The organism is Streptomyces sp. NPDC029169, from assembly GCF_055563935.1.
The window spans coordinates 269,893-294,361 of the sequence record NZ_JBVHXA010000006.1 but is presented as its reverse complement, the minus strand read 5'-3'; the positions used below and the strand labels follow the sequence as shown (position 1 = coordinate 294,361).

Below are 24,469 nucleotides of genomic sequence, written 5' to 3'. Positions count from 1 at the left end.
CCACGCCCTGGGCGCGGCCGCGATCACGTCGCAGCCGCGCCCTCGTGCGTCAGCCGGTGATGATCCCCGGGTCGCTGACGCCCGCCGTGCCGTTCTCGACATGGCCGGCGAAGCGCCGCAGGAAGGTGCTGTTCCCGCTGGAGACGACCGACAGGTCGTACCAGCGCCTGCTACCGCTCAGATCCACGGTGTGCGTCACGGTCGCACCCTTGGCCACGGTGAACCGCTGCGACTGGCCGCCGTAGGCCGGGGCCTGCGTGACGGTGAGGGTGACGTCGGAGGCGCCGGGGTTCGTCATGGTCAGCACCAGGCTGCCGCCTGCGGTGTCATGACGGGCCGTCACCTCCGGGCCCGCCGTCTTGCCGGGTCCCCTGAAGGTCCGCAGAAAGCCGTTGGGGCCGGTCACCGTCAGGTCGTAGACCCCGGCGGAGTACGCGGTGTTCCAGGTGTCGGCGATGCTCGTGCCGGCCGACGCCGTGTACGTCCACGGCCCGTCGGTGCGGTTCGGCGCCGTGATGTAGAAGAAGGCCCCGGCGCCCGCGCCCGCGCCGAAGGCGAGGGTGAAGCGGCCGGTGGACGGGGTGGCCGTACCGTCGACGTACAGCTCGTACGGCAGCGCCCTGGTGGGGCGCGCTCCCGCCTCCTGGACCGGCAGGGCCGGCTTCGCGGGAGGCTTCGGAACGTAGCTGGGGTGCCGGTCGTTGTCCAGCGGCTTGTAGGCCGAGGTGTCCGGCAGCGCGGCCGGTGTGGCGTCCTCGAGACCGAAGTCGAAGGCCGAGGTCAGATCGCCGCAGACGGCCCGCCGCCAGGGCGAGATCTGCGGCTCCCGCACGCCGAAGCGGCGCTCCATGAACCGGATGATCGAGGTGTGGTCGAAGACCTCGGAGCAGACGTAACCGCCCTTGCTCCAGGGAGAGACGACCAGCATCGGGACGCGCTGCCCGAGACCGTAGACGCCGGCGGCGTAGCTCGCGTTGCCGGAGAAGTGGTCGAGGGAGGTATCGACGGTGGACAGCCCCTGGGAGGCGGAGGCCGGCGGGTAGGGCGGGACGACGTGGTCGAAGTAGCCGTCGTTCTCGTCGTACGTGATGAACAGCGCCGTCCTGCTCCACACCTCCGGGTTGGAGGTCAGGGCGTCCAGGACCTGGGAGATGTACCAGGCGCCGTAGTTCGAGGGGAAGTTGGGGTGCTCGGTGAAGGCCTCGGGCGCGGCGATCCAGGAGATCTGGGGAAGCCGGTTCGCGGCGACGTCGGCCCGCAGGATGTCGAAGAAGCCGTCGCCCTTCGAGGCGTCCGTGCCCGTGCGGGCCTTGTCGTAGAGCGGGTTGCCCGGCTGGGCGTTGCGGTACTGGTTGAAGTAGAGCAGCGAGTTGTCGCCGTAGTTGCCACGGTAGGCGTCGTTGATCCAGCCCCAGTGCCCGGCCGCGTTCAGGCCGTCGCCGATGTCCTGGTAGATCTTCCAGGAGACCCCGGCCTGCTCAAGACGTTCGGGGTACGTCGTCCAGCTGTACCCCGCCTCCTCGTTGCCGAGGACGGGGCCGCCGCCCGTGCGGTCGTTGCCGGTGTGGCCGGTCCACATGTAGTAGCGGTTGGGGTCCGTGGCGCCGATGAACGAGCAGTGGTACGCGTCGCAGACGGTGAACGCGTCGGCCAGCGCGTAGTGGAACGGGATGTCGTTCCGGTTCAGGTACGCCATGGTGCCCGCGGACTTGGCGGGGATCCACTGGTCGTACTTGCCGTTGTTGAAGGCCCGGTGACCACCGGCCCAGTCGTGGTTGAGCCCGGCGATGAACTGCATGCCGAGGTCCTCGGCCGTGGGGTGGTAGGGCAGCACGGTCTTGCCGCCGTCCTGCTGGTGCCAGACGGACTTGCCGCTGGGCAGGGTGATGGGACGGGGGTCGCCGAAGCCGCGGACACCGTTCAGCGCGCCGAAGTAGTGGTCGAAGGAGCGGTTCTCCTGCATCAGCACGACGATGTGCTCGACGTCGGCGAGGGTGCCGGAGGTTCGGGCGGCGGGGATGGCCGCGGCCCGGGCGATGCTGCTGTTGAGCGCGGCGAAGCCGGCGGTGGCGCCCGCTATCTGAAGGAAGCGGCGCCGGTTGAGTTCGGTCATGGGTCTGAGCACCTCTGATGGATTCCGGGGACGGTGGTCCGAGCGAGCCCAAGATCAGTGGGTGAGGGGTCGGGTACGTGTCGTCGACGCATGAGGGCGCGGTACAGGACATGAACGCGGGACACATGGTCGCGGAACAGCCGCCCGCGCGGGGGCGGTCGGCGAAGAGTCCATGGGGTCGTACGAGAAGTCCATGCGCCGTCGGCGCGCCGCCCGTGCGCCCTTGCCGGGAACCGGCCGTGGCCGGAATCTGTCCCCGTTAGAGGAGGAATGGGGGGCGGGATGAACGCATGGGTGGTGCCCGGCTACACGGAGTCCCGGGAGTTGGGTGCGGGCGGCAGCGGGCGGGTGGTGCTCGCCGTCCATGACGCGACCGGCGTGCCGGTGGCTGTGAAGTACCTCAGTGAGCGGCTGCGCTCGGATCCCGTCTTCGTCCGGGGATTCCGGGCGGAGGCGCGGCTGCTCGCCGGACTCGGCTCGCCATACGTGGTGGGGCTGTACGAGTACGTGGAGGCGCCGCACGGGGCGGCGATCGTCATGGAGCTGGTCGACGGGGTCGCCCTGCGCGCGCTGCTCGCCCGCGAGGGAGCGACCGGTCCGGAGGCGGCGCTCGTGGTGCTCAAGGGCTCGCTCCTCGGCCTGGCCGCCGCGCACGCGGCCGGGGTCGTGCACCGCGACTACAAGCCGGAGAACGTCCTCGTCGCGGCGGACGGCTCGTCCACGCTCGTGGACTTCGGCATCGCGACGGACCACGGCAGCACCCCGGGCGTCGCGGGCACCCCGGCGTACATGGCGCCCGAGCAGTGGAACGGCGAGCCCGCCTCTCCCGCCGCCGACGTGTACGCGGCGACCGCGACGTTCTTCGAGTGTCTGACCGGACGCAAGCCGTTCACCGGCCAGAACGTCATGGAGCTGGCGCTCCGGCATCTCGAGGCGCCCGTGCCGGACGCGGAGGCCCCGGAGCCGCTGCGGCCCCTGATCCGGCGCGGTCTCGCGAAGGCCCCCGGGCAGCGTCCCGCACACGCGGCGGCCTTCGTAGCGGAGCTGGAGGCGGTCGCCACGGCCGCCTACGGGCTCGACTGGGAGGAGCGGGGCCGGAGCAGGCTCGCCGCGCTCGCGGCCCTCCTGCCCCTGCTCTTCCCCTCCTCCGGCGGCGACCCGGCCACGGGCACGACCGCACTCGCCACGACCACGCTGCCCGGGCGTGCAGGAGGACGTGGCCACCGGTTGTGGCCGAAGGCGCTCCCGGCCGGCGCTGCCGCGCTGGTCCTGGCGCTCCTGGCGGCCGTGGCGGCGCGGGCCGGGGCCGAGGGGACGGGCCGTACGACGACGGAGGCGTTCGCCACGACGAGCGCGCTGCCGACCGCCCCGGAGCCCCCCACGGGCACAGCATCTCCGGCGGCCACACCCTCGGCGTCCGGGGAGGCGTCACCGTCGACCGCTCCCCCGCCGTCCCCGACGGAGAAACCGACCACGTCCGCCCCGCCCACGACCCCTGGGCCGACCCCGACCACGGCTGTGCCCACGACGTCGACGGAGCCGCCGAGCAGCACGCGGCCGGTCGCCGTGAAGTCGGTGTCCGTCACATCGCTGCGTCAGACCGGCCCGGACGTCGCGGAGGCCTCGTTCGAGATCCTCACGGACGGGACCGGACCGGTGACCGTCCAGCTCTCCTGGTTCACGGCCGCCGCCAAGGGAGAGGCGGGCGTGTCCGACGGCTCCGAGAGCCTGTGGAGGAGCGGGGCGACCCGCTACACGATCACGCTGACGCACACCTTCCGGGGCCGGGGCTGCTACTGGGGTGTCCGGGCGACGACGAACCCCCCTGCCGCGAACGGCGGTTCCACGCAACAGATCCTCACCAGGCGGTGCACGATCACATGAACGGTCCCGACGAAGACGACGCATACAGCGCCACGGTCCTCGGCAGCCAGTGGTTCGAACGACCGGCGGAGGACGTGCCGCCGGACCGGGTGGAGGGCGAGGTCCTGCGCTTCGGCCCCGGGGTCACGCCGGCGGCCCGGCAGCGCCTGGCCGGCGGTCCGACGACCGCCCAGATCTGGCACGGCGCCCCGCCCGCTCCCCCGCCGCGCCGCCGGAGTGCACTGCGCCGGTACGCCCTGGCGGGTGCCGTCCTGCTCGCCGTACTCGCGTTCCTCGCCTGGCAGCGGTTCGGGCCGGAGGTCGCGGTACGAGGCGTGACGGTCGCCGCGCCCGCGCAGCCGCTCGCGTGCGACGGCATGGCCGATGTCGTGGCGGTCCTCGAGACCGACGGGCGGCCCGGCACCGTCACGTACCGCTGGGAACGGAGTGACGGCACCACGTCCGGGCTGCTGCGGGAGCGGCTCGCCCGCCATCAGATGCAGGCGCGCCTGCATCTGCTGTGGACGTTCCACGGCCGCGGCGAGCACCGGGCGACGGCACGACTCGTGGTCGTCTCGCCCACCCGGCACACCGCCGAGACCCGGTTCACGTACCGCTGCGACTGAGTCCCGCCGGGAACCCGGAGTACGACGGCCGGCGTACGACAACGCCCGGACTACGGAAGTCCGGACTGACGACAGTCCGGACTGACGAGGGCCCGGTCTAGCGGCCGCGGCGGACGCGGGCGGCCTGCCGTGCCTCGGCCTGCTTGCGGGCCTCGGCGGACCGCCGCGACTCGTTCTTGGCGCGGCCGGGCTTCCCCGGGACGGTCCCGATCCCGCGGAAGACTGCCCCGCCCCGCTTGGGGCGCTCGCTGCTCGGGGCGCTGCCGTCGACGGGCACACCGGACGGGGCCTTGGCGCCGGTGAGGCGGCTCAACTCGGCCTCGCCGGAACGGACCTGGGTGATCCGGGCGCGGATCCCCGCGTCCCCCATGAGGCGGACCACGTCCTTGCGCTGGTCCGGGAGGACCAGCGTGACGACGCTGCCGGACTCGCCGGCGCGGGCGGTCCGCCCGCCGCGGTGCAGATAGTCCTTGTGGTCGGCGGGCGGGTCCACGTTGACGACGAGGTCGAGCTCGTCGACGTGGATGCCGCGCGCGGCGACGTTGGTGGCCACGAGGACGGTGATGTCACCGCTCCTGAACCGCTCCAGGGTGCGGTTGCGCAGCGGCTGTGACTTGCCGCCGTGCAGCGCTTCGGCGCGGACTCCGCTGCCGCGCAGGTGCGCGGTGAAGCGGTCCACGGAGTGCTTGGTGTCCAGGAACATGATCACGCGCCCGTCGCGGGCGGCGATCTCCGTGGCGGTGGCGAACTTGTCGGCGCCGTGCACCTGGAGGACGTGGTGCTCCATGGTGGTGACGGCGGCGGCCGAGGGGTCGACCGAGTGCACGACGGGGTCGTGGAGGTAGCTCTGGACCAGGTGGTCGACGTTGCGGTCGAGCGTGGCGGAGAACAGCATGCGCTGACCGTCGGCCCGTACCAGGTCGAGGATCTCCGTGACCTGGGGAAGGAAGCCCATGTCGGCCATCTGGTCGGCCTCGTCCAGGACGGTGATGTCCACCCGGTCCAGGCGGGCGTCCTTGCGCTCGACGAGGTCGTTCAGGCGGCCGGGGGTGGCGACGACGACCTCGGCGCCCTCGCGCAGCGCGGCGGCCTGCCTGCCGATCGACATGCCGCCGACGACGGTGGCGAGGCGCAGCTTGAGGACGCGGGCGTACGGAGTGAGCGCGTCGGTGACCTGCTGGGCCAGCTCGCGGGTGGGGACGAGGATCAGGGCCCGCGGCTTGCGCGCCTCGGCCCGCCGGCCGGCGGTGCGCACGAGCAGGGGAAGGCCGAACGCGAGGGTCTTTCCCGATCCGGTGCGCCCGCGCCCGAGCACGTCACGGCCGGCGAGGGCGTTCGGCAGCGTGGCGGCCTGGATGGGAAAGGGCGTCTCGACACCGAGCTCGGTGAGGAGCTCCAGCACCTCGGCGGGCAGATCGAGGTCGCCGAAAGCGGCGACCGGGGGAAGGGCCGGGGTGTGGGTGACCGGGGATGCGAATTCATTCATGAAAAGAGACCTCGTCCGAAAATGCGACGAGCTGGGGCCCTCACCTCGAGGGTGAGGACCCCAGCTGCGTCTGAAGGCTCGGCGTCAGGCGGGGAGAATGTTCTCCGCCTGCGGGCCCTTCTGACCCTGGGTGACGTCGAAGGTCACCTTCTGGCCCTCCTGAAGCTCACGGAAGCCAGAGGTCGCGATGTTGGAGTAGTGGGCGAACACGTCCGGGCCGCCACCCTCCTGCTCGATGAAGCCGAAGCCCTTTTCCGAGTTGAACCACTTCACGGTGCCAGTAGCCATGTCATATCTCCTTCGAGGCACTACCCGGGGATCCGCACTGTGCGAATCCCGGCGTCGCCGCGATGATTGCCCCGTCCGGAAACAGCACCGAAAATACAAAAAGTGCCCGGCGAAATGAATTCACCTAAGGCACTTGAAGTCTATGGGAACCACAACTGCAACTGATTCGACTGTAGCACGGCGTGGTCGGATGTGCACGGAATTCCTCATTCCGCGCCTCGCGGCGCGCCCGCGCGCAGGCACATGCGCGCGCGTGCGAGGCTGCTCCACCGCAGGGTTTCCTCCTTCGGCACGCCTGCGGTGCGCCTCAGTGCGCCTTGAGGACGACGACGGCCTCGTCCGTGTACGTCAGGAACGTCAGCGTCTCCTGGAAGTACAGCTCGATGCCCTTCGCGTCGTGCGCGGTGTAGCCGATCGCCAGGTCCTGGCCGAGGAGGAGCTCGAAGTCGCCGCCCCGGGTGGACAGGACGAACGCGCCGGCCAGTGCGGGCGCCCAGATCGGGTCGCCGTCCAGGATCCGGCCGAGGTGCGCCGCGATCGGGTAGCCGTGGTCGGAGGTCTCGCTGACCGCCGTGTACGCGTCGGCGCCCAGCAGGAGCGCGTACGGACCGTCGACGCCCGCCAGCCGGAGTGAGGTCAGCGCCCGGCTGATCGCGTCCGGGTAGTCGCGCGGCTCGGCGGGCAGGCTCAGCTCCGGGTTGGACGATCTCGACCGCAGCCCTTCGATGCCCGCCGCCGCGTACCCGTCGAAGACGGTCCGGTCCTCGGCGAACGCCATGGCGCGTGCCGCGTCCTTGACGGGCTGCCAGTCGGAGTCGTGAGAGCCGCGCTCGACGTCGTCCACGGCGGCCCTGCTCACGGTGAACGGGACGCGGAGCTCCACCAGTTGCCGCGCTTCGCGCAGCCGCGCGGCGACACCGGGGGCGGGCGGCTCGATCGCGGTGAGGTGTCCGGTACCGGCGGCGGCGAGCTCCGGGCCCGCCGGGTCGGGGACGTCGACGACTCGGCGACCGGCGACATGGCGCCGGAAGGTGCGACGGGCCTCCTCCTCGATCTCGGCCCAGGCGGCGGGGGTGATCGGGGCGAGTTCGCGGTGCAGGTTGCCGGTGACGGCGGGGTCGGTCATGACGCTCAGGCTCCTTTGAGGCTGCCGATGCGCAGGGAGTCGGTGCGGTGGGCGGCTCCGGCGGAAGGGGCGGGGAGGTCGTCGAGGAGGTCGGCGCTGGGGACGAAGAAGAGGCCGCCGGTCACGGCGGTGGAGAAGTCGAGGATGCGGTCGGTGACGCCGGGCGGGTCGCCGAGGAACATGTTGCGCAGCATGCGCTCGGTCACCGCGGGCGTCCGTGCGTAGCCGATGAAGTACGTGCCGAACTCGCCGCGGCCGATCCGGCCGAACGGCATGTTGTCGCGCACGATCTTCCGCTCGGTGCCGTCGTCGTCGACGATCGTGTTGAGCGCGACGTGCGAGTCGGCCGGCTGGACGCCGTCGGGCAGTTCGACGTTGGCCGACTTCGTGCGGCCGATGACGTGCTCCTGCTGCTCGACGGTGAGCGCCTGCCAGGCCGCCATATCGTGGACGTACTTCTGCACGACGACGTAACTGCCGCCGCGGAACGGCGGATCGTCGTCGGTCACGAAGACGGCGTCGTCCGCCGCGCCGCCCTCGGGGTTCTCGCTGCCATCGACGAAGCCGAGGAGGTCGCGCTCGTCGAAGTACCTGAAGCCGTGCACCTCGTCGACGACGGTGACGGCGGGTCCGAGGGCCTCGACGACGAGCCGGGCCAGTTCGAAACAGAGATCCATGCGGCGGGCGCGCAGATGGAACAGCAGATCGCCCGGCGTGGACGGCGCCCGGTGCCGGGGGCCGGACAGCGGTGGGAACGGGTGGAGTTCGCGGGGGCGCGGTCCGCCGACGAGACGGTCCCACGCGTCCGAGCCGATGCCCGCGACACAGGTGAGGGCATCGTCGGTCGCGCGGAAGGCCACGGAGCGCGTGAGCCCGGCGAGATCGGCCAGCGCGTCCCGTACGGCTGCCTCGCCGCCGGGGTTCAGCGTGGCCACGAGGAACACGGCGGCTCGCGACGGCGGTCCGACGACGTGCTGCGTGGTGACCATGCGACTCCCGGCAGGCAATAAGGCATGAACGATGACAAAAAGGACGCCGCCAGAGTATCCGGCCCGGAGCCAGGGCGCCCACCCCTACGGCGAACGGATGGGGAGCGGTCGTGTCGGGTCCTGTGCGTGCGTCACCCCGTCGTGAGGCACGACGCGCCGCCACGCGAATACGGGCATATCGTGCCTACTGATTGGCCGGCGACCCTACCCCCGCCCCCGCGTTCGCGCCCGAAAGGCCTCCTCCCATGCATCCTGCGCTCAGCACCGAACTGCTCGCGAAGCTGCGTCAGCCCCGGCCCTATCCGGCTGTCTCCCTGGTCATGCCGACGCACCGCCGAGAGCCCGACAACGCCCAGGATCCCGTCCGGCTTCGCAACCTGCTGGCCCGGGCGGGGGAGGCGATCGAGAACGACCCCGCGGTGACCCGCGAGCGGCGCGCGGACGTGATGAGCCAGTTGGAGCAAGCGGTCACGGAGGTCGATCTCGTCCATGCGGAGGACGGGCTCGTGATCTACGCGGCTCCCGGAGAGCACCACGTGTGGACCGTGGCCCGGACTGTTCCCGAGCGGGTCGTCGTCGCCGACACGTTCCTGACGCGCAATCTGGTCGCGGCCCAGGCCGCCGAGCAGCCGTTCTGGGCCCTGGCCGTCGCCGCCGACCGAGTGTCCCTCTGGAGCGGCGACTCCGAGCGCGTCCGCGAGACCGCCAGGGACGGCTTCCCGCTGACGCGGATCCAGGAGAACGTCGACGTCGAGCGCGAGGAGCGCATCGGCGACGTGCCGAGCACCTTCCAGGACGAGGCGACCCGCCAGTTCCTGCGCGAAGCGCACGAGGCGATGCGCGTCGTACTCGCCTCCTCCCCCCGGCCGCTGTACGTACTCGGTGAGGCCGCCGCACTGTCCCTGCTGGAAGACCAAGGGCCCCTGGGCAAGGACATGACGGCCGTCCAGATCGGCGGCCTGGCGGCGGGCCCGGCGGCGGCGGTGTGGCAGGCGCTCAAGCCGCTCCGTACGGCGAGGCAGGAATCGGAGACGGCCGCTGTCGTCTCCGAACTGGACGCCGCACAGGGACGGCGCGAGTTCGCCGGAGGCCTCGACGAGGTCTGGGCCTCGGCGAAGGAGGGCCGGATCCGGCTGCTGGCCGTGGAGGAGCACTACCAGACGGTCGTCCGCGCCTACGGCGACCACCTCGAACCCGCGGAGCCCACCGACATCGACTCGCGCGACGACATCGTGGACGAGATCGTCGAACAGGCCCTGGAAACGGGCGCGGCCGTGCGCTTCGTCCCCGACGACACGCTGACCGAGACGGGCCGGATCGCCGCGGTCCTGCGCTACTGAGCCCCGCTGAGGGACAACGGCCCCCGCCGCGTCGTTCAAGATCATCGGGGTGCAGAATGGCCCGTATGTCGATGACGAACACCCCGAAAACGGCAACGATCGACGACGCCGCGCTGATCGGCCGCACCTTCACCCGCGCCTTCGACGACGACCCGATGATGCGCTGGTTCTTCCCCGACGACACCTCGCGCGAGGCAGGGCTCGGCCGGTACTTCACCACGATCTTCACCCGCCAGTACGTCCACCACGCGGTGTGCGAGCGCACCGAGTCGGCCGCCGCGTTCTGGGTACCGCCGGAGGCGCAGGCCAAGGCCGTCCCCGACGCGGAGACGATCCAGGAGCTGACGAACATCCTCGGCGACCGGGCTCCCGTGTTCGGTGCCGCCGTCGAGGCCGCCGCCCAGCACACCCCCCAGGAGCCGCACTGGTACCTGGCGCTGATCGGCGCCGACCCGGCCGCCCAGGGCCAGGGCCACGGGGCCGCGCTGCTGCGCTCGGGGCTGGCCAAGGCCGACGCGGCGGGCATGCCCGCCTATCTGGAGTCCTCCAAGCCGGCCAACCTGCCCTTCTACGAGCACTTCGGCTTCACCGTGCGCGAGGAGCTTCAGCTGCCGGGGAACGGGCCGACGCTGTGGGCGATGTGGCGTGAGCCGCGCCGCCCGGCCGACGCCTGGCAACACCGTTGAGAAGCCCTCGCGTTGGCCGGTGTCGTCGAACATCGTGACGGCGCGGCCACGCCGTCCTCGCGCCACATCGCCAGCTCGAACGAGCCGCCCCTGTCCTTCGCGTCCTGGGCCACGGACAGGACGCGGGCCGGGACGCCGGTACCGCTGTGGGCGTCGTCATGGTGGGCTCGGAGTAGACGACCGCCGGGTGGCCCAGTACCTTCTGCGGCCGCGCACCGTCCCAGAGCAGCGCTGTGGCGGAACCGCCCACCGGAAGACGTCCTCCCCCGCGCCCAGCTTCACCGAACCACCGCCTCCGCTGGCGGACTTCCTGCAGTGATCCCCCTGTTACGTGCCGGGGCACAGTAGCCCGTGATCATCAGGCGGACAAGGCCGTCAGTGGAGGGGCGGCCAGGGGCCGGCGAGCAGCCGCTCGGCCTCCGCGACGATCGCCCGCTCCAACGGCCCCACCGCGAGCCGCCGTTCGTTGTACGCCTCGACCTTGTCGACGAACGGCTGGAGCGAGGAAGCGCCCCAGGGCGCCCCACCCCTCGTACGTGATCAGATCACCGCCGGCCCCCGGCTCCAGCGAACCGTTCACGATCAGCCGGAGCCACCACCGTACGAGTTCCCAGCGGGCCGCCTCCCAGGGGAGGGCCTTGAGGGCCTTGGTCAGGCTGGCGCGGTGACGTCGGTGCCCGGGCCGCCCTCGACGAAGTGCGACCAGAAGCCGACGGTCGCGTGCGCGTGGAGGCTGCTCGCCCGGCCGGTGAACTCGTGCTGGACGTAGTCGGCGAGGTCGTTCCCGTAGACGATGATGTCGGTCTGGTGGACGGACAGGACCGGGTGGCCCGACTCGCCTGCCGTGCCGGGCAGGTAGCGGTGGCCGTAGACGGGGACCAGCTGCGGCACTTCCGCCAGCTCGGAGCGTGCGACGCGCAGCGCGTCGGAGGTCTCTGCCGGCCGCGGGCTCCAGGCGGGATGCCAGAAACCGTTGCGCTCCACGTCGAAGAGCACGCCCTGCGCCGGTTGCGCGAGCCACTCGGCCAGCTCCGCGTCGTCGCCGTCCCGCCAGTCGGGCCACCTCCGCGAACCGAGCGGGAGCCCGGCGGCCAGGAAGACCCGGTGGTCCGCCGCGAACGTGAAGCCGAACCGGGCCTCGATCGCCTCGAGTTCCCGCTCGCTCAGGCCGGGTCCGATGTCGGCTCCGGTGAGGCTCTGGAGGGCCCTGGCGGCGTCGAGGGTCAGCGACGGAGGCGGAGCGGCAGTCATGCCGGAAGCGTAGTGACCACTACGGCGCCCGACGCGACAAGGGTCGTCGGTGCCGGCCCCGCCCGTTCGTCCGTCGTGCGCGAGCGACGGCCCGGTGCGAGGCTGACGTGACACGGACGACCTTCGAAAGGGAATGATCATGATCACCACCGACGCCGTCCCTGGCGCCCCTTGCTGGCTGGACCTCGGCGCGCCTGACGTACCGGCCGCGGCGGCGTTCTACGGCGCCGTGCTCGGCTGGGACTACCAGCCCATGGAGGGCGGTGAGGACATGGAAGGCGGGATGTTCCGCAAGGACGGCAAGATCGTCGCCGGGCTCGGCAAGCTCACGGAGAAGGGCGCGCGCTCGGCCTGGATGATCTACTACAACGTCAGCGACGCGGACGCCACCACCCGGGCGGTCGAGCAGGCGGGCGGCACTGTCCGGGTCCCTCCCATGGACCTCGACGAGTGGGGCCGGATGGCGCAGTACAGCGACCCCCTGGGCGGCCAGTTCGCGGTCTGGCAGCCCGGTACGAACAAGGGCGTGGAGCTGGTCGACGCCCCGGGCTCACTCTCCTGGACCGAGCTGTACACGTCTGACGCCGCGGGCGCGAAGCAGTTCTACGGCGATGTCTTCGGCTGGTGGTACAGCGACATGGAGCTGCCGGGCGGCGGTGGTACGTACTCCCTGATCACGCCCGCCGGGCTGCCCGAGGAGCGGATGCAGGGCGGCATCATGGCCTTGCCCAAGGAGCATCTCGCCCTGACGAACGGGAAGCCATACTGGCACCCGGTCTTCGACGTCGAGGACTGCGACGCCGCGGTCGCCAGGGTCACGGAGAACGGCGGAACCGTGCAGATGGGCCCTGACGACGCGGAAGGCGTCGGCCGGCTGGCGGTCTGCGTCGACCCGTCGAACGCGGACTTCGTCGTACTCACCCCGGTCAAGGCCTGAACAGGCGCCGCCGCCTCGCCCGCACCGGCCGCCGTCCCGTGCATATGATCATGACGACGGCGGACGGCAGTGCGCGGACGGAGGCTCGACGACCATGGCGGATCAGCGCGTGTACCTCGTGACCGGCGGCGGGACCGGGATCGGCGCCGCGACCGCGCGGCTGCTGCGCGAGGCGGGGCACCACGTGGTGGTCTCCGGACGCCGCCCCGAGCCGCTGCGGCTCGTCGCGGAGGAGACCGGAGCCCTCGCCGTCCCCTCCGACATCGGCGACCCCGACGCCGTGCGCGCACTCGTCGACACGGCCGTCACCGCGTACGGCCGCCTCGACGGGCTCGTCCTCAACGCCGGTATCGGACGCGGCGGCAGCGTGGGCGCGGTGACGCTCGAGGACTGGGACGCGGTCATGCGGACCAACCTCACGGGCCCGTTCCACCTCCTGCGCGCCGCGCTCCCCCATCTGCTCGACGCCCGGGGCGCCGTGGTCGCGGTCGCCTCGGTGTCCGCGTTGCGCAACGGCGTGGGCAATGCCGCCTACGCCACCTCCAAGGCGGCGCTGCTCCAGCTCTGCCGCTCCCTTGCGGTCGACTACGGGCCCGCGGGCCTGCGCGCCAACACCGTGTGCCCGAGCTGGGTGCGCACCGACATGGCGGACCGCCGGATGAGCCGGTTCGCCGACGAAGCGGGCCTGGGTGAGGGCGGTGTTGACGCGGCCTACGAGGAAGTGACCCGCGTCCTGCCCGCCCGGCGCCCCGGTGAGCCGCGCGAGGTCGCCGAGGCCGTCGCCTGGCTCCTCTCCCCCGCCGCCTCCTTCGTCAACGGAGCCGTACTGACCGTGGACGGCGGCGTGACCGCCCTCGACCCCGGCACGCTCGCCTTCGACTTCCGCATCGAACCACGGGCGCCTCACAGCTGATCATTCGCGTCGGCTGAGGATCGTGAGCGGATCACGACGGCGCTCGCCGGCCGGCGGACCGCGGTCCGACCGCCCCCTGACCAGCGACTCCGGGCACGGACTCAGTCGACCGGCCAGGTGTGCGCCGGCGCGTTCATATGCATGTACTCGATGTACTGCTGCGTCATCCGCCTCAGCGCCTGGTGCCGGTCCGCGTGGGCGATGTCGTGGATGTGGTGGAACGTCTCGGACTGCCACACCGCGCCGTTACGGCCGCTGACGCACCGCTGCTCGATGATCCCCAGAAGTGGCTCCCGCCGGGCCGCGTCCATGCCCAGCCGCTCCAGGCCGCGGTCCGCCAGCGTAAGGAGACGCCGCAGCACCAGCTCGGTCGCCGGGACCTCGCCCATCCCGGGCCAGTACAGCTGGGCGTCGATTCCGTGCCGGGCCGCGGTGTGCAGATTATGCTCCGCCGCCGAGAACGACATCCGTGACCACACGGGCCGGTCCTCGTCGACCAGGGCGCGGACAAGCCCGTAGTAGAACGCGCCGTTCGACAGTACGTCCGTCACCGTGGGCCCCGCGGGCAGCACCCGGTTCTCCACGCGCAGATGCGGTACGCCGTCGACGACGGCGTAGACGGGACGGTTCCAGCGGTAGACCGTCCCGTTGTGCAGGGTGAGCTCGGAGAGTCCGGGGATCTCTCCGCGGTCGAGCATCTCCTGCGGGTCCTCGTCGTCGCAGAGCGGCAGCAGCGCCGGGAAGTACCGGGCGTTCTCCTCGAAGAGGTCGAAGACGGAGGTGATCCACCGCTCGCCGAACCACACCCGGGGCCGTACTCCCTGCACCTTGATCTCGTCCGGACGGGTGTCGGTGGCCTGCTCGAAGAGCGGAATGCGCGTCTCGCTCCACAGCTCCTTGGCGAACAGGAACGGAGAGTTCGCCGCCAGGGCCACCTGGACGCCCGCCACGGCCTGCGCGGCGTTCCAGTAGTCGGCGAATTCGTCGGGCGAGACCTGAAGATGGAACTGGGTACTGGTACAGGCCGCCTCCGGCGTGATCGTGTCCGCGTAGGTCCGCAGCTTCTCCACGCCGTCCACCGAGATCAGCAGGTCCTCGCCTCGCGCGGCGAAGATCTGTTCGTTCAGCAGGTGATAGCGCGGGTTCTCGGACAGCGCGGCCCGGCCCGCGTCCTTGAGCTCCAGTGTCGGCAGGATCCCGATCATGACCAGATGGGCGCCGATCGCCGCGGCCTTCTCCTCCGCGTGGTTGAGCGCGCCGCGGATCTCCTGCTCCCAGGAGTCGGGACCACCCGCGGTGAGCAGGCGCGGCTCGACGTTGATCTCCAGGTTGAACCGGCCCAGCTCGGTCGACCAGGAGGGGTCCGCGATCGCCTCCAGGACGTCCGAGCTGCGCATGGCGGGCTCGGCGGAGGCGTCGACGAGGTTCAGTTCGATCTCCAGGCCGACCTGTGGCCGCTCGAAATCGAACCGCGCCTCGCGCAGCATCCGCGCGAACACGTCGAGGCACGTGTGCATCTTGTTCCGGAACCGGCGACGGTCGTCACGGGTGAACACCAGCGCCGGGACGTCACGTCCCATTCGGCCCTCCCGAGTCTGGTCGGCACGGCCCCTCACCCTTCAGCGTCCCACTCCGGAGGCGGCCCAACCACCGAAGCCGCCGTCGGAACGTTCGAGAACCTCACTCATATCGGGTTCACCTGTTCAGGCTCGGTGGGGTGACGGAAATTTGCCGGGACGGTGCGCGACCATACGGTCGCGCCACCCGTAGGAAACACCGAGACAGGAAGAAGGACGGACGTGTCCGGCAGCGAAAGCGAGAACCCGGCAATTTCCTCCCCCACCCCCACTCCGACCCAGCCCAGGACCAACCGCGACTGGTGGCCCAATCAGCTGGACCTTCAGGTTCTCCACCAGCACTCGCCCCAGGCCAATCCGATGAGCGAGGACTTCGATTACGCGGAGGAGTTCGCGACCCTCGACGTCGACGCGCTGAAGCGCGACCTCTTCGAGTTGATGACGACGTCGCAGGACTGGTGGCCGGCCGACTACGGCCATTACGGGCCGCTCTTCATCCGGATGAGCTGGCATGCGGCGGGGACGTACCGCATCGCCGACGGCCGGGGTGGTGGCGGTTCCGGCGCCCAGCGCTTCGCCCCCCTCAACAGCTGGCCCGACAACGCGAGCCTCGACAAGGCGCGCCGGCTGCTCTGGCCGGTCAAGAAGAAATACGGCCGGAAGATCTCATGGGCCGACCTTCTGGTGTTCGCCGGCAACTGCGCCATGGAATCCATGGGATTCAAGACATTCGGGTTCGGCTTCGGCCGGGAGGACATCTGGGAACCCGAGGAGATCTTCTGGGGGCCCGAGGACACCTGGCTCGGCGATGAGCGCTACACCGGCGACAGGGAACTCACCGGTCCTTTCGGTGCCGTTCAGATGGGACTCATCTACGTCAATCCGGAGGGCCCCAACGGCAATCCGGATCCGATCGCGGCCGCCCGGGACATTCGCGAGACGTTCGGGCGTATGGCGATGAACGACGAGGAGACGGTCGCGCTCATCGTCGGCGGCCACACGTTCGGCAAGTGCCATGGTGCGGTCGACCCCTCGTACATCGGTCCGGAGCCCGAGGCCTGCCCCATCGAGCAGCAGGGCATCGGCTGGAAGAACACGTACGGCAGCGGCAAGGGCGCCGACACGCTCACCAGTGGGCTGGAGGGCGCATGGACCTCCGAGCCCACGAGGTGGGACAACGGCTACCTGGACAACCTGTTCCGGTACGACTGGGAGCTGACGACGAGCCCGGCCGGTGCGCACCAGTGGACTCCGAAGGATCCGTCCGCGCAGGGCACGGTGCCCGATGCGCACGATCCGTCGAAGAGGCACGCTCCCATGATGCTGACGACGGACCTCTCGCTGAAGCTGGATCCCGTCTACGCGCCGATCGCGAAGCGCTTCCACGAGAACCCGGACGAACTCGCGCTCGCGTTCGCCAAGGCCTGGTACAAGCTGTTGCACCGCGACATGGGGCCCATCGCCCGCTACCTCGGCCCGTGGATTCCCGAGCCGCAGCTGTGGCAGGACCCCGTGCCCGAGGTCGATCACGAACTGGTCGGGGACGCGGACATCGCCGCCCTCAAGGAGAGGATCCTTGCCTCGGGTCTTTCCGTCCCCCAGTTGGTCACCACCGCCTGGGCGTCGGCGGCGAGCTTCCGCGGTACCGACAAGCGTGGTGGGGCCAACGGGGCACGGATCAGGCTCGCGCCGCAGAAGGACTGGGAGGTCAATGACCTGCCCGAGGTGGCCGAGGTCGTGGGGACCCTGGAGCAGATCCAGCGGGACTTCAACTCCTCGCAGGCCGGCGGGACGAAGGTCTCCCTCGCCGACCTGATCGTCCTGGGCGGGTGCGCGGCCGTCGAGCGGGCCGCGAAGGACGCCGGGCACCCCATCACGGTCCCGTTCGCACCGGGGCGTACGGACGCCTCGCAGGAGCAGACGGACGTGGCGTCGTTCGCCGTCCTCGAACCCAGGGCGGACGGGTTCCGCAACTACCTCCGGGCGGGAGAGAAGCTGTCGCCGGAGACCCTCCTCCTGGACCGCGCCAGCCTGCTGACCCTGACCGCTCCCGAGATGACGGTCCTCGTCGGCGGCATGCGGGCCCTGAACACCGGCTTCAGGCAGTCCCGGCACGGCCTCCTCACCGACCGGCCGGCGACGCTGACGAACGACTTCTTCGTCAACCTCCTCGACATGGACACGGAGTGGAAGGCGGCGGAGTCGGCCGACAACGTCTACGAGGGCCGGGACCGGACCACGGGCGAGGTCAGGTGGACCGCCACGGCCGTCGATCTCGTCTTCGGCTCGCACTCGCAGCTCCGAGCGCTCTCGGAGGTCTACGCGTCCGACGACGCGGGAGAGCAGTTCGTGCGTGATTTCGTGGCGGCGTGGGACAAGGTGATGAACCTCGACCGGTTCGACCTCGCCTGAGCGGCGGCCCGCTGTCCCGGTCGTCCTGGTCGGCCGCTCTCGCGCCGACCGGGACGACCGTGCTCAGCTGTGGTGGGTGGCGGTGCCGTCGGCGCCGCGATGGAACATCGCGCGGTACTCCCTCGGCCGCCGGCCCGTGTGTCGGGCGAAGATGCCGCTGAACGCCCCGGGATCGCGGTACCCGACCTCGGCGGCGATGCCGGCGACCGTCATGCCGGTCGTCTCCAGGAGGTGTCTGGCGCGACGTACGCGGACCTTCTGCAGGTACGCGAGCGGCGTCTCACCGGCTTCGTCGCGGAAGCGACGGAGCAGGGTCCTCGTGCTCACGTGGAACTCCTGGGCGAGGGCGGGCAGGTCGTAGCGCGCCCCGAGGTTCTGGTCGAGCCGGCGCTTGACGCCGAGCGAGAACTCCCTGCCCACGGTGGGGACGAGCCCCCAGTCGGCATATGGAGCCTGCGTGGAACGCGCGTCGTCGACCAGCGCGATGCGCGCGGTGCTACGAGCGACGCGGGGGCCGTCGTGCTCGCGGATGAACTGCAGCGCGAAGTCGTACATGGCGCTGAAGGCCGCGGTGGTCGTCACCCCCCGGTCGGTCACGACCAACTGCTCGGCGCGGAGTCGCACATCGGCGTACCGGCGGGCGAAGCGGTCCGCGAACAGCCAGGATGTCGTCGCTTCCCGCCCGCCGAGCAGCCCGGCTTCGGCGACCAGGAAGGCGCCCACGCAGATCGAGACGACGGCCGTCCCCGACGCCGCCTGCGAGCGGATCGACGCGACTTCAGGTCCCAGGTCCGCGAGTGTCGCGTCGAGGTCGAGCGTGGGCGACAGCTCGAAGCCCGGCACGATCAGGACGTCCACGGGGCGCACCGCCGAGACGTCGAGGACCGAGCCGCCGGACGCGACCACCCGCCGCCGGGGCGAGACGACCGACGTCTCGTAGGAAGGCTGGGCCGGCCCGTGCGCCGCCGCGGCGACGTGCGTCGCCATGGCGAGGAGGTCGGGGACTCCGTACACCTCCGACGCGAAGCACCCGGGGTAGGCCAGCACACCGACGCGCAGCGGACTCATACGGCCTCCCGTGACGCCTGTTGAACGGGTGGCGATATTAACGGGATACCTGGCGATGTCGCCGCTTCTCAGGTGGGACGGCCGCTCGTCATCATCTCGGTCATGACAATCAAGCGAGGTCGGAACGATCCCTTGGACGACTTCTCACGGCGGTCCGTCAGCGTCGACGGCGTCGACAAGACCGTGTACGTCGCGGGGTCGGGACCGGCGGTCGTACTCATGCCCGAGATGCCGGGTATCAGCCCCGACGTGGCGCGGTTCGCGCGGTGGGTGCGCGATGCCGGCTTCAGCGTGTACCTGCCCTCCCTCTTCGGCGTCGACGGCGCCTATCCGCTCGCCGAGGCACGCGAGACCGTCGTTCGACGCGCGTGCGTCAGCGCCGAGTTCCGGGCGTTCGCCGGTGGCGGCACCAGCCCCGTCGTCACCTGGCTGCGCGGCCTCGCCCGCCTGGCGCACGTCGAGCGCGGCGGGCCCGGCGTCGGCGCCGTCGGTCTCTGCTTCACCGGTAACTTCGCGTTGACGATGGCGCTCGAACCCGCCGTCATCGCGCCTGTGGTCAACCATCCGTCGCTTCCGCTGGACGACCCCGGCGGCCTGGAGATCAGCGACGAGGACGCCGCTGCCGTGGCCGAACGCGTGGCGCGAGACGGACTGAAGGTGCTCGCCTACCGCTTCGAGAACGACACGTGGTGCACCGGTCGGCGGTTCGCGGCGTACCGGGCGCTGCTCGGGGACGCGTTCGACGGCCGCGTGCTCAAGGCCGAGAGCGCGAACACGGATCCTCCGCCCTTCTTCCGCGACGTCGTCGGCTGCGCCCACAGCGTCGTCACGGCGCACCTCGTCGACCGGGAGGGTCACCCCACCGTGCAGGCCCGGGACGAGATCATCGCCTTCCTGACCGAGCGGCTCCGGACGCGGCCGGGATAGGCCCGTTCACAGGCTCGTGAGGAGGTCGTCGAGGGGAGCCGGTACCCGCTCGGGATCGAGGGCCTCGACGAGGAGGCGGCCGTAGCGGATCTTGCGGCCCTTCTTCGTGCCGAGGAAGCGGCGCAACTGCTGCTGCCGGGGGCGGCCGTTCTGGGCGGGCTGCTGCAGGAAGGTCTGCCACGCGCGGAGGTCGCCCTCGGTCCGGACGATCTCCTCGACCCGTGCCGTGCCCAGCGCACGGATGAGCTCCTCCTCCAGATCCGCCGCGCACACGAAGATGTCCTGGCGTGGCGCACGCGCCGCTTGCCAGCCGCGTTCGAAATAGCCCTGTTCGCGTACGTCGCACAGCCCGGCCAGGTGCAGACCGAGGCCGGGCGGCCCGAGCAGGCCGGCATAGCGGCCGACGTTCATCGCCCCGCCCATCGACACCACGCACACCCCTTCGGCGGCCAGGTCCCGGCCACGTCGTGCAGCCAGCGCCTCGACGGCCGCGAGGTCGCTCGGCCCTTCGAGGAGAACCGCCGTCCGTACGCCCAATCGCGCGGCCAGATCCTTCGCGGGCCCGCCGGGCCCGCCGCTCGCCCAGTCACCGACCGCATCCTGGAACGCCCCCATATCCGCCATGGAGCGAGTCTGCACCGCCACCGACGGCGCGGCACGGCATTTTTCGCCTCTGCGAGTGCCTGGGGCGCCGGCGGGGCTGCTGCCGGCCCATGGCCTAGCATGACGCTCATGCTGCGACGCCTGCCCCTGTCGCTCCGGACGTGGTCCGGGGCGGTGTTGGTGTGCGCGCTGTTCGCGTGTCTGACGGGGCTGGCGCGCCCAGCCATGGCGATGCCGGGGCCGATGGACATGGCTCCGCGGGACGTCGTCGGCATGCATGTCGGCCATACCGCCGCTCCGGCGGCCGTGGCCGAATCGCCGGGCCACGGTCCGGGCTGCCCCCTGGTCGAGGAGCAGTGTGCGGCGCCGAAGGGGGTCCTGGCTCAGGACGGCCCGTCGGTGCCCGTGCTCTCGGCCACGCCGCGTGTGATGGCCTGCTCGCCGGTGCTCCCGTCGGCGCAGCCGAATGCCCCGCCGCCGCTGGCGGCACCTCCTGATCTGCATCGGTTGTGCGTGTCTCGGACGTGACGGCCGGCCCCTCGTGAGGCTGATGGGCCTCACGGGACGCCGTGTTCCTCATGTCCTCTTCGGCGCGCCCGGATTCTGTGTCCCTGTGTGCGTGCCGTCGTCGCAGAACAGTCGCAGAACAGGAGTAACGACGCATGCCGTCGTCCGTCGCTTTGCTGATCACCGGTGCGAGCACCGGTCTGCTCGCCGGTGGTGCCTCGTGCGCCGCCGTTCAGGGGGGTCTGCTGGCCGGGGCCGTCACCCGCCGCCGTACCTCCGCCCCCGCGCCCGGGGCCGGCAGGGCGCTCGCTCCGGCCGGGGCGTTCCTGGCGGGGAAGCTCGTCTCCCATACCCTGCTCGGCGCCCTGCTGGGCGTCTTCGGTGACGCCCTGCAGCCCAGCCCTCGTAAGCAGGCGGTGCTGTTGCTGGCCGCCGGGGCGTTCATGGTGCTGTTCGCACTGGATCTGTTCGGTGTGAGGTGGGTGGGCCGGCTGCTGCCACGGCCGCCCGCGTCGTTCGGCCGACTGATGCGGCGCAGCGCGAGGACCGACTCGGTGGCCACTCCGGCCCTGATCGGCTTCGCCACCGTCCTGGTGCCCTGTGGGGTGACCCTGTCGATGGAACTGCTCGCCGTCACCTCCGGATCGCCGGTGGCGGGGGCCGCGGTGATGGCCGGGTTCGTGCTCGGTACGGCGCCGCTGTTCGCCGTGCTCGGCTACGTCTTCCGCCGTACCAGCCAGGCACTCGCGGGTCGGCTGGCCGTACTCACCGGTGTGGTGGTGCTGGCCGTCGCCGCCTGGACGATGGGTTCCGCGCTGCAGGCGGGCGGCTGGGTCTCGTTCGGCACTCCCGACAAGCAGGCGGTGCCGACCGGGCCGTTCATCGTCGAGGGCGGTGACGGAAGTGGTGACGGCAACGGCGGGACAGTGACCGCGGAGGCTGCCCCGGTACGGATCGACGCCTCCGGACAGCAGATCGTCACCCTGACGGTCACGGACTTCTACCTCCCCACGCAGTTCACCGCGAAGGCCGGCGTACCCACCACGCTGGTGCTGCGCGGCAAGGACTCGGGCGGCTGCGCCCGCGCGTTCACGATCCCCGAGCTCGGCGTCCAGGAGATCGTCAAGCGCGACGGCGACACCGAGATCGACCTGGGCACGCGCGATCCCGGCACGCTCCGCTTCTCCTGCGCCATGGGCATGCAGACCGGCGCCATCGACTTCGAGGAGGATCTGTGATGAAGCTGTTCGGCCGTAAGAAACAGTCCGCCGCGACCGGCGAGCAGGTGGTGCTTCTCATCGAGGGCATGCACTGCGGCAGCTGCGGGCTGCTCATCGACGACGAACTCGAAGAACTTCCCGGAGTCCGCTCGGCCGCCACCGACGTACGCTCCGGGCGCAGTGTCGTACGCCTGGAGGAGGGCACCGAGGTCGACACCGCGGCGCTCGTGGCCGCCGTGGAAGCGGCCGGCGACTACACGGCACGCGTCGCCGGCTGACACGTACCCGAGGACGCCCGTCGAGTGAGCTCTTTCCGGCCGTGAAAGCCGAAGAGGTTTCCACCGGCGGATAATCCTCTACACTTCCAGGCATACCGCCCTGGTGGACTCCCCCGTGCCACCAGGGCGGTTCTGCATCCGCGCCCTACAGCCCGGCGGCCTCCGGCAGGAGGGCCAGCAGTTGTCGCGTATGGCCAGGCAGCTCCACGTCCGCGAGGCCCGTGACGAGGTCCCTCAGCGGCATGAGCTGATCGACCAGGACGGTGCCGTTCGAGAGCAGCAGCGTGGGTACGAGTGTGTCGAGTTCGGCCTCGCTCAGCAGCGGTCCGGCCAGTGCGCACAGGGCATCCCCCTGGACACGGACACGGTTCCGCAGCCCGGCGTCGCCGCCCGCGAGGGCGATGACGCGCTCGATGGTCCAGATGTCGAGCGCCATGCGGTTGTCGTAGGTCGTGTTCGCGCCAGAAGAGACGGCCGAGACGGCCGTGATGGTGGCGGCGGTGACGAGGGAGACGTGGGCCAGGATCTGATCGGCGTTCCACTCGCCGTCGGGCGGGACCGGGCTCGCACCCTGCGAGTCGGCGTCGGCCACGGTCGCGGCGGCGTCCACGAGGACGCGATAGGCATCCCGAAGTGAGGTGGTGTCCATCGTCGCGTCCTCCCTAGCTGCCGTGCGCGGGGGCCATTTCCCAGGGCGCCTGGGGGAGGACCTCACCGGTTTCGAGCAGCGACTTGAGGTTCGCCAGCACCGCCGGCCATCCGCGCGAGATCCCGTTGAGCATCTCCGTGTCGGGGAGATTCTCGTGGCTCACCGTGAGCCGGACGATGTCCTCGTGCGGTTCGACGAGGAAGGTGACGACCGACGGCTCTCGTGGCGTTTCGGCATCGGGGGTGTCCTCGAAGGTGACGACCAGGCGGGTCGGGGGCTCGGCCTCGATCACTCGCCCGACGACGTCGACGACGCCCGATCCGTCGACGCGCCGGTGCTCCCACGCCGAGCCCGGCTTCCAGTCCGAGACGTTGGCGTGTCCCCAGTAGCGCGCCGTCAGATCGGCGTCCGTCAACGCCCGCCACACCTGCTCCGCGCTCGCGCGGATGTAGGTGACGTAGACATAGCTCGGTAGGGAGGAAGGTGTGTCGGTCATGGCGTACTCCTCTGCCTGGTTCCGGATGGCACTGATCGCGCGCAGGCGGGGCCTGTCGAACACGGAGATCCACCGCTCCTCGATCTCGTGGATCGGCACCGGGTTGAGGTAGTGCAGCCGCTCCCGTCCACGGCGCACGACGGTCACCAGATCGGCCCGCACGAGGACATCGAGGTGCTGTGTCGCCGACTGGCGCGCCATGCCCAGGCGCGCGCACAGCTCACCCAGTGTCTGGCCGTCCTGCTCGCGCAGACGGTCGAGCAGGAGTCGCCGGGTGGGATCGGCCAGTGCTTTGAAGACTGCGTCCATTGCTCTCGCCTGAAGGCTCACGGACTTATTATGCAGGCAATCACCTGCATAATGTCAACGGCCCGGCGACGGACCTCAGTTGCAGCAGTCGCAGCCGGGGCGGCAGCCGCACGCGTCCGCCTCGACACCGGCGGCCGGGGCCGGGACGGCGACAGAGGCGGTGGGGGCGCAGCAGCCCTTCCCCTGCCAGGCGTCGCGGCCCTCCTTGACGGCGATGGCGGCGATGACGAGGGCCGCGAGGGGGTCGGCCCAGGACCAGCCGAGGGTGGCGTTGAGGACGAGGCCGACGAGGAGGACGGCGGAGAGGTAGGTGCACAGCAGGGTCTGCTTGGAGTCCGCGACAGCGCTGGCGGAGCCGAGTTCGCGGCCGGCCCTGCGCTGGGCGGCGGACAGGAACGGCATGATCGCGAGGGAGAGGGCGGCGATGACGATGCCGGGGATGGAGCGTTCGGCCTCGCCGGTGCCGGTCAGGGCGCGGACGGCGTCGAAGGTGACGTAGGCGGCGAGGGCGAAGAAGGAGACGGCGATGATGCGCAGGGTGGCCTTCTCGCGGGCCTCGCGTACGGCGTGTTCACGGGCGGAGAACTGCCAGGCGACGGCGGCCGCGGAGGAGACCTCGATGACCGAGTCGAGACCGAAGCCGATCAGGGCCGTGGAGGAGGCGATCGTTCCCGCGGTGATCGCGACGATCGCCTCGATCACGTTGTAGGTGATGGTGGCGGCGACCAGCAGGCGTATGCGCCTGGCGAGCGCGTCGCGGCGGGTCGGCGACGGGCCGAGGGGCAGGGATATCTCCGCGGTCACG

Annotated in this window: 23 protein-coding genes; 11 read left to right on the top strand and 12 right to left on the bottom strand. The window is 71.0% G+C overall.

What is annotated here, in order from left to right:
* Positions 1-49: 49 nt before the first annotated feature.
* Positions 50-2,113: a phosphocholine-specific phospholipase C gene (locus ACZ4VI_RS14525; protein ID WP_467999545.1), complete on the bottom strand. Its 2,064-nt coding sequence runs from the start codon at positions 2,111-2,113 to the stop codon at positions 50-52.
* A 282-nt stretch (positions 2,114-2,395) separates the two neighbouring features.
* On the opposite strand from ACZ4VI_RS14525, the gene ACZ4VI_RS14520 reads away from it, so the two are divergent.
* Positions 2,396-3,997 (top strand): serine/threonine-protein kinase, encoded by a 1,602-nt coding sequence (locus tag ACZ4VI_RS14520; protein WP_467999544.1) that lies wholly within the window; start codon positions 2,396-2,398, stop codon positions 3,995-3,997.
* On the top strand, positions 3,994-4,602 hold the full coding sequence (locus ACZ4VI_RS14515; RefSeq protein ID WP_467999543.1) for a hypothetical protein: 609 nt from the start codon (positions 3,994-3,996) through the stop codon (positions 4,600-4,602). The genes ACZ4VI_RS14520 and ACZ4VI_RS14515 overlap by 4 nt, the downstream gene beginning before the upstream one ends.
* Positions 4,603-4,699: 97 nt before the next feature.
* Here the strand turns inward: ACZ4VI_RS14515 and ACZ4VI_RS14510 are convergent, their stop codons facing one another.
* From ACZ4VI_RS14510 to ACZ4VI_RS14495, 4 genes are all read right to left on the bottom strand, one after another.
* On the bottom strand, positions 4,700-6,088 hold the full coding sequence (locus ACZ4VI_RS14510) for a DEAD/DEAH box helicase (protein ID WP_467999542.1): 1,389 nt from the start codon (positions 6,086-6,088) through the stop codon (positions 4,700-4,702).
* 84 nt (positions 6,089-6,172) lie between these two features.
* Positions 6,173-6,376 carry a cold-shock protein gene (locus ACZ4VI_RS14505; protein ID WP_033201600.1) on the bottom strand — a complete coding sequence of 68 codons (204 nt, stop codon included), beginning with the start codon at positions 6,374-6,376 and terminating at the stop codon, positions 6,173-6,175.
* Positions 6,377-6,683: 307 nt separating this feature from the next.
* Positions 6,684-7,502, bottom strand: coding sequence for a family 1 encapsulin nanocompartment shell protein (locus tag ACZ4VI_RS14500; RefSeq protein ID WP_467999541.1), 819 nt, complete (start codon positions 7,500-7,502; stop codon positions 6,684-6,686).
* A 5-nt stretch (positions 7,503-7,507) separates the two neighbouring features.
* A complete protein-coding gene (locus ACZ4VI_RS14495) occupies positions 7,508-8,491 on the bottom strand; it encodes a Dyp-type peroxidase (RefSeq protein WP_467999540.1) in 984 nt (327 codons plus the stop codon).
* A gap of 245 nt (positions 8,492-8,736) precedes the next feature.
* Between ACZ4VI_RS14495 and ACZ4VI_RS14490 the strand changes: the two genes are divergently transcribed.
* Positions 8,737-9,831, top strand: a complete 1,095-nt coding sequence (locus ACZ4VI_RS14490) for a baeRF3 domain-containing protein (protein ID WP_467999539.1) — start codon at positions 8,737-8,739, stop codon at positions 9,829-9,831.
* A gap of 65 nt (positions 9,832-9,896) precedes the next feature.
* Positions 9,897-10,517 (top strand): GNAT family N-acetyltransferase, encoded by a 621-nt coding sequence (locus ACZ4VI_RS14485; protein ID WP_467999538.1) that lies wholly within the window; start codon positions 9,897-9,899, stop codon positions 10,515-10,517.
* Between the two features lie 651 nt (positions 10,518-11,168).
* Here the strand turns inward: ACZ4VI_RS14485 and ACZ4VI_RS14480 are convergent.
* Entirely contained in the window at positions 11,169-11,768 is a 600-nt protein-coding gene (locus tag ACZ4VI_RS14480; RefSeq protein ID WP_467999537.1) for an SMI1/KNR4 family protein, read from the bottom strand.
* Between the two features lie 139 nt (positions 11,769-11,907).
* Between ACZ4VI_RS14480 and ACZ4VI_RS14475 the strand changes: the two genes are divergently transcribed.
* Together ACZ4VI_RS14475 and ACZ4VI_RS14470 are read left to right on the top strand one after the other, a co-directional pair.
* A complete protein-coding gene (locus tag ACZ4VI_RS14475; protein ID WP_467999536.1) occupies positions 11,908-12,705 on the top strand; it encodes a VOC family protein in 798 nt (265 codons plus the stop codon).
* A 94-nt stretch (positions 12,706-12,799) separates the two neighbouring features.
* Entirely contained in the window at positions 12,800-13,618 is an 819-nt protein-coding gene (locus tag ACZ4VI_RS14470) for an SDR family NAD(P)-dependent oxidoreductase (protein ID WP_467999535.1), read from the top strand.
* A 101-nt stretch (positions 13,619-13,719) separates the two neighbouring features.
* Here ACZ4VI_RS14470 and ACZ4VI_RS14465 read toward each other — a convergent pair whose 3' ends face one another.
* Positions 13,720-15,198, bottom strand: coding sequence for a glutamate-cysteine ligase family protein (locus tag ACZ4VI_RS14465; RefSeq protein ID WP_467999534.1), 1,479 nt, complete (start codon positions 15,196-15,198; stop codon positions 13,720-13,722).
* 219 nt (positions 15,199-15,417) lie between these two features.
* On the opposite strand from ACZ4VI_RS14465, the gene katG reads away from it, so the two are divergent.
* Positions 15,418-17,607: a catalase/peroxidase HPI gene (gene katG / locus ACZ4VI_RS14460; RefSeq protein ID WP_467999533.1), complete on the top strand. Its 2,190-nt coding sequence runs from the start codon at positions 15,418-15,420 to the stop codon at positions 17,605-17,607.
* 63 nt (positions 17,608-17,670) lie between these two features.
* On the opposite strand, the gene ACZ4VI_RS14455 is transcribed toward katG, so the two are convergent.
* A complete protein-coding gene (locus tag ACZ4VI_RS14455; RefSeq protein ID WP_467999532.1) occupies positions 17,671-18,675 on the bottom strand; it encodes a GlxA family transcriptional regulator in 1,005 nt (334 codons plus the stop codon).
* A 102-nt stretch (positions 18,676-18,777) separates the two neighbouring features.
* Here ACZ4VI_RS14455 and ACZ4VI_RS14450 point away from each other — a divergent pair, with 102 nt between their 5' ends.
* Positions 18,778-19,602, top strand: a complete 825-nt coding sequence (locus ACZ4VI_RS14450) for a dienelactone hydrolase family protein (RefSeq protein ID WP_467999531.1) — start codon at positions 18,778-18,780, stop codon at positions 19,600-19,602.
* A 6-nt stretch (positions 19,603-19,608) separates the two neighbouring features.
* Here the strand turns inward: ACZ4VI_RS14450 and ACZ4VI_RS14445 are convergent, their stop codons facing one another.
* Positions 19,609-20,226 (bottom strand): TOPRIM nucleotidyl transferase/hydrolase domain-containing protein, encoded by a 618-nt coding sequence (locus ACZ4VI_RS14445; protein ID WP_467999530.1) that lies wholly within the window; start codon positions 20,224-20,226, stop codon positions 19,609-19,611.
* A gap of 108 nt (positions 20,227-20,334) precedes the next feature.
* Here ACZ4VI_RS14445 and ACZ4VI_RS14440 point away from each other — a divergent pair, with 108 nt between their 5' ends.
* The 3 genes from ACZ4VI_RS14440 to ACZ4VI_RS14430 all read left to right on the top strand — a co-directional run bounded on the left by ACZ4VI_RS14440 (position 20,335) and on the right by ACZ4VI_RS14430 (position 22,210).
* Positions 20,335-20,733, top strand: coding sequence for a hypothetical protein (locus ACZ4VI_RS14440; protein WP_467999529.1), 399 nt, complete (start codon positions 20,335-20,337; stop codon positions 20,731-20,733).
* A gap of 134 nt (positions 20,734-20,867) precedes the next feature.
* Positions 20,868-21,950 carry an urease accessory protein UreH domain-containing protein gene (locus ACZ4VI_RS14435; protein ID WP_467999528.1) on the top strand — a complete coding sequence of 361 codons (1,083 nt, stop codon included), beginning with the start codon at positions 20,868-20,870 and terminating at the stop codon, positions 21,948-21,950.
* Positions 21,950-22,210: a cation transporter gene (locus ACZ4VI_RS14430; RefSeq protein WP_467999527.1), complete on the top strand. Its 261-nt coding sequence runs from the start codon at positions 21,950-21,952 to the stop codon at positions 22,208-22,210. The genes ACZ4VI_RS14435 and ACZ4VI_RS14430 overlap by 1 nt, the downstream gene beginning before the upstream one ends.
* A 145-nt stretch (positions 22,211-22,355) precedes the next feature.
* On the opposite strand, the gene ACZ4VI_RS14425 is transcribed toward ACZ4VI_RS14430, so the two are convergent.
* The 3 genes from ACZ4VI_RS14425 to ACZ4VI_RS14415 all read right to left on the bottom strand — a co-directional run bounded on the left by ACZ4VI_RS14425 (position 22,356) and on the right by ACZ4VI_RS14415 (position 24,468).
* Positions 22,356-22,859, bottom strand: coding sequence for a hypothetical protein (locus tag ACZ4VI_RS14425; RefSeq protein WP_467999526.1), 504 nt, complete (start codon positions 22,857-22,859; stop codon positions 22,356-22,358).
* 13 nt (positions 22,860-22,872) lie between these two features.
* A complete protein-coding gene (locus tag ACZ4VI_RS14420) occupies positions 22,873-23,664 on the bottom strand; it encodes an ArsR/SmtB family transcription factor (protein ID WP_467999525.1) in 792 nt (263 codons plus the stop codon).
* A 75-nt stretch (positions 23,665-23,739) separates the two neighbouring features.
* Complete coding sequence (locus ACZ4VI_RS14415) at positions 23,740-24,468, bottom strand: cation efflux transmembrane domain-containing protein (RefSeq protein WP_467999524.1); 729 nt, start codon at positions 24,466-24,468, stop codon at positions 23,740-23,742.
* Position 24,469: the final 1 nt, after the last annotated feature.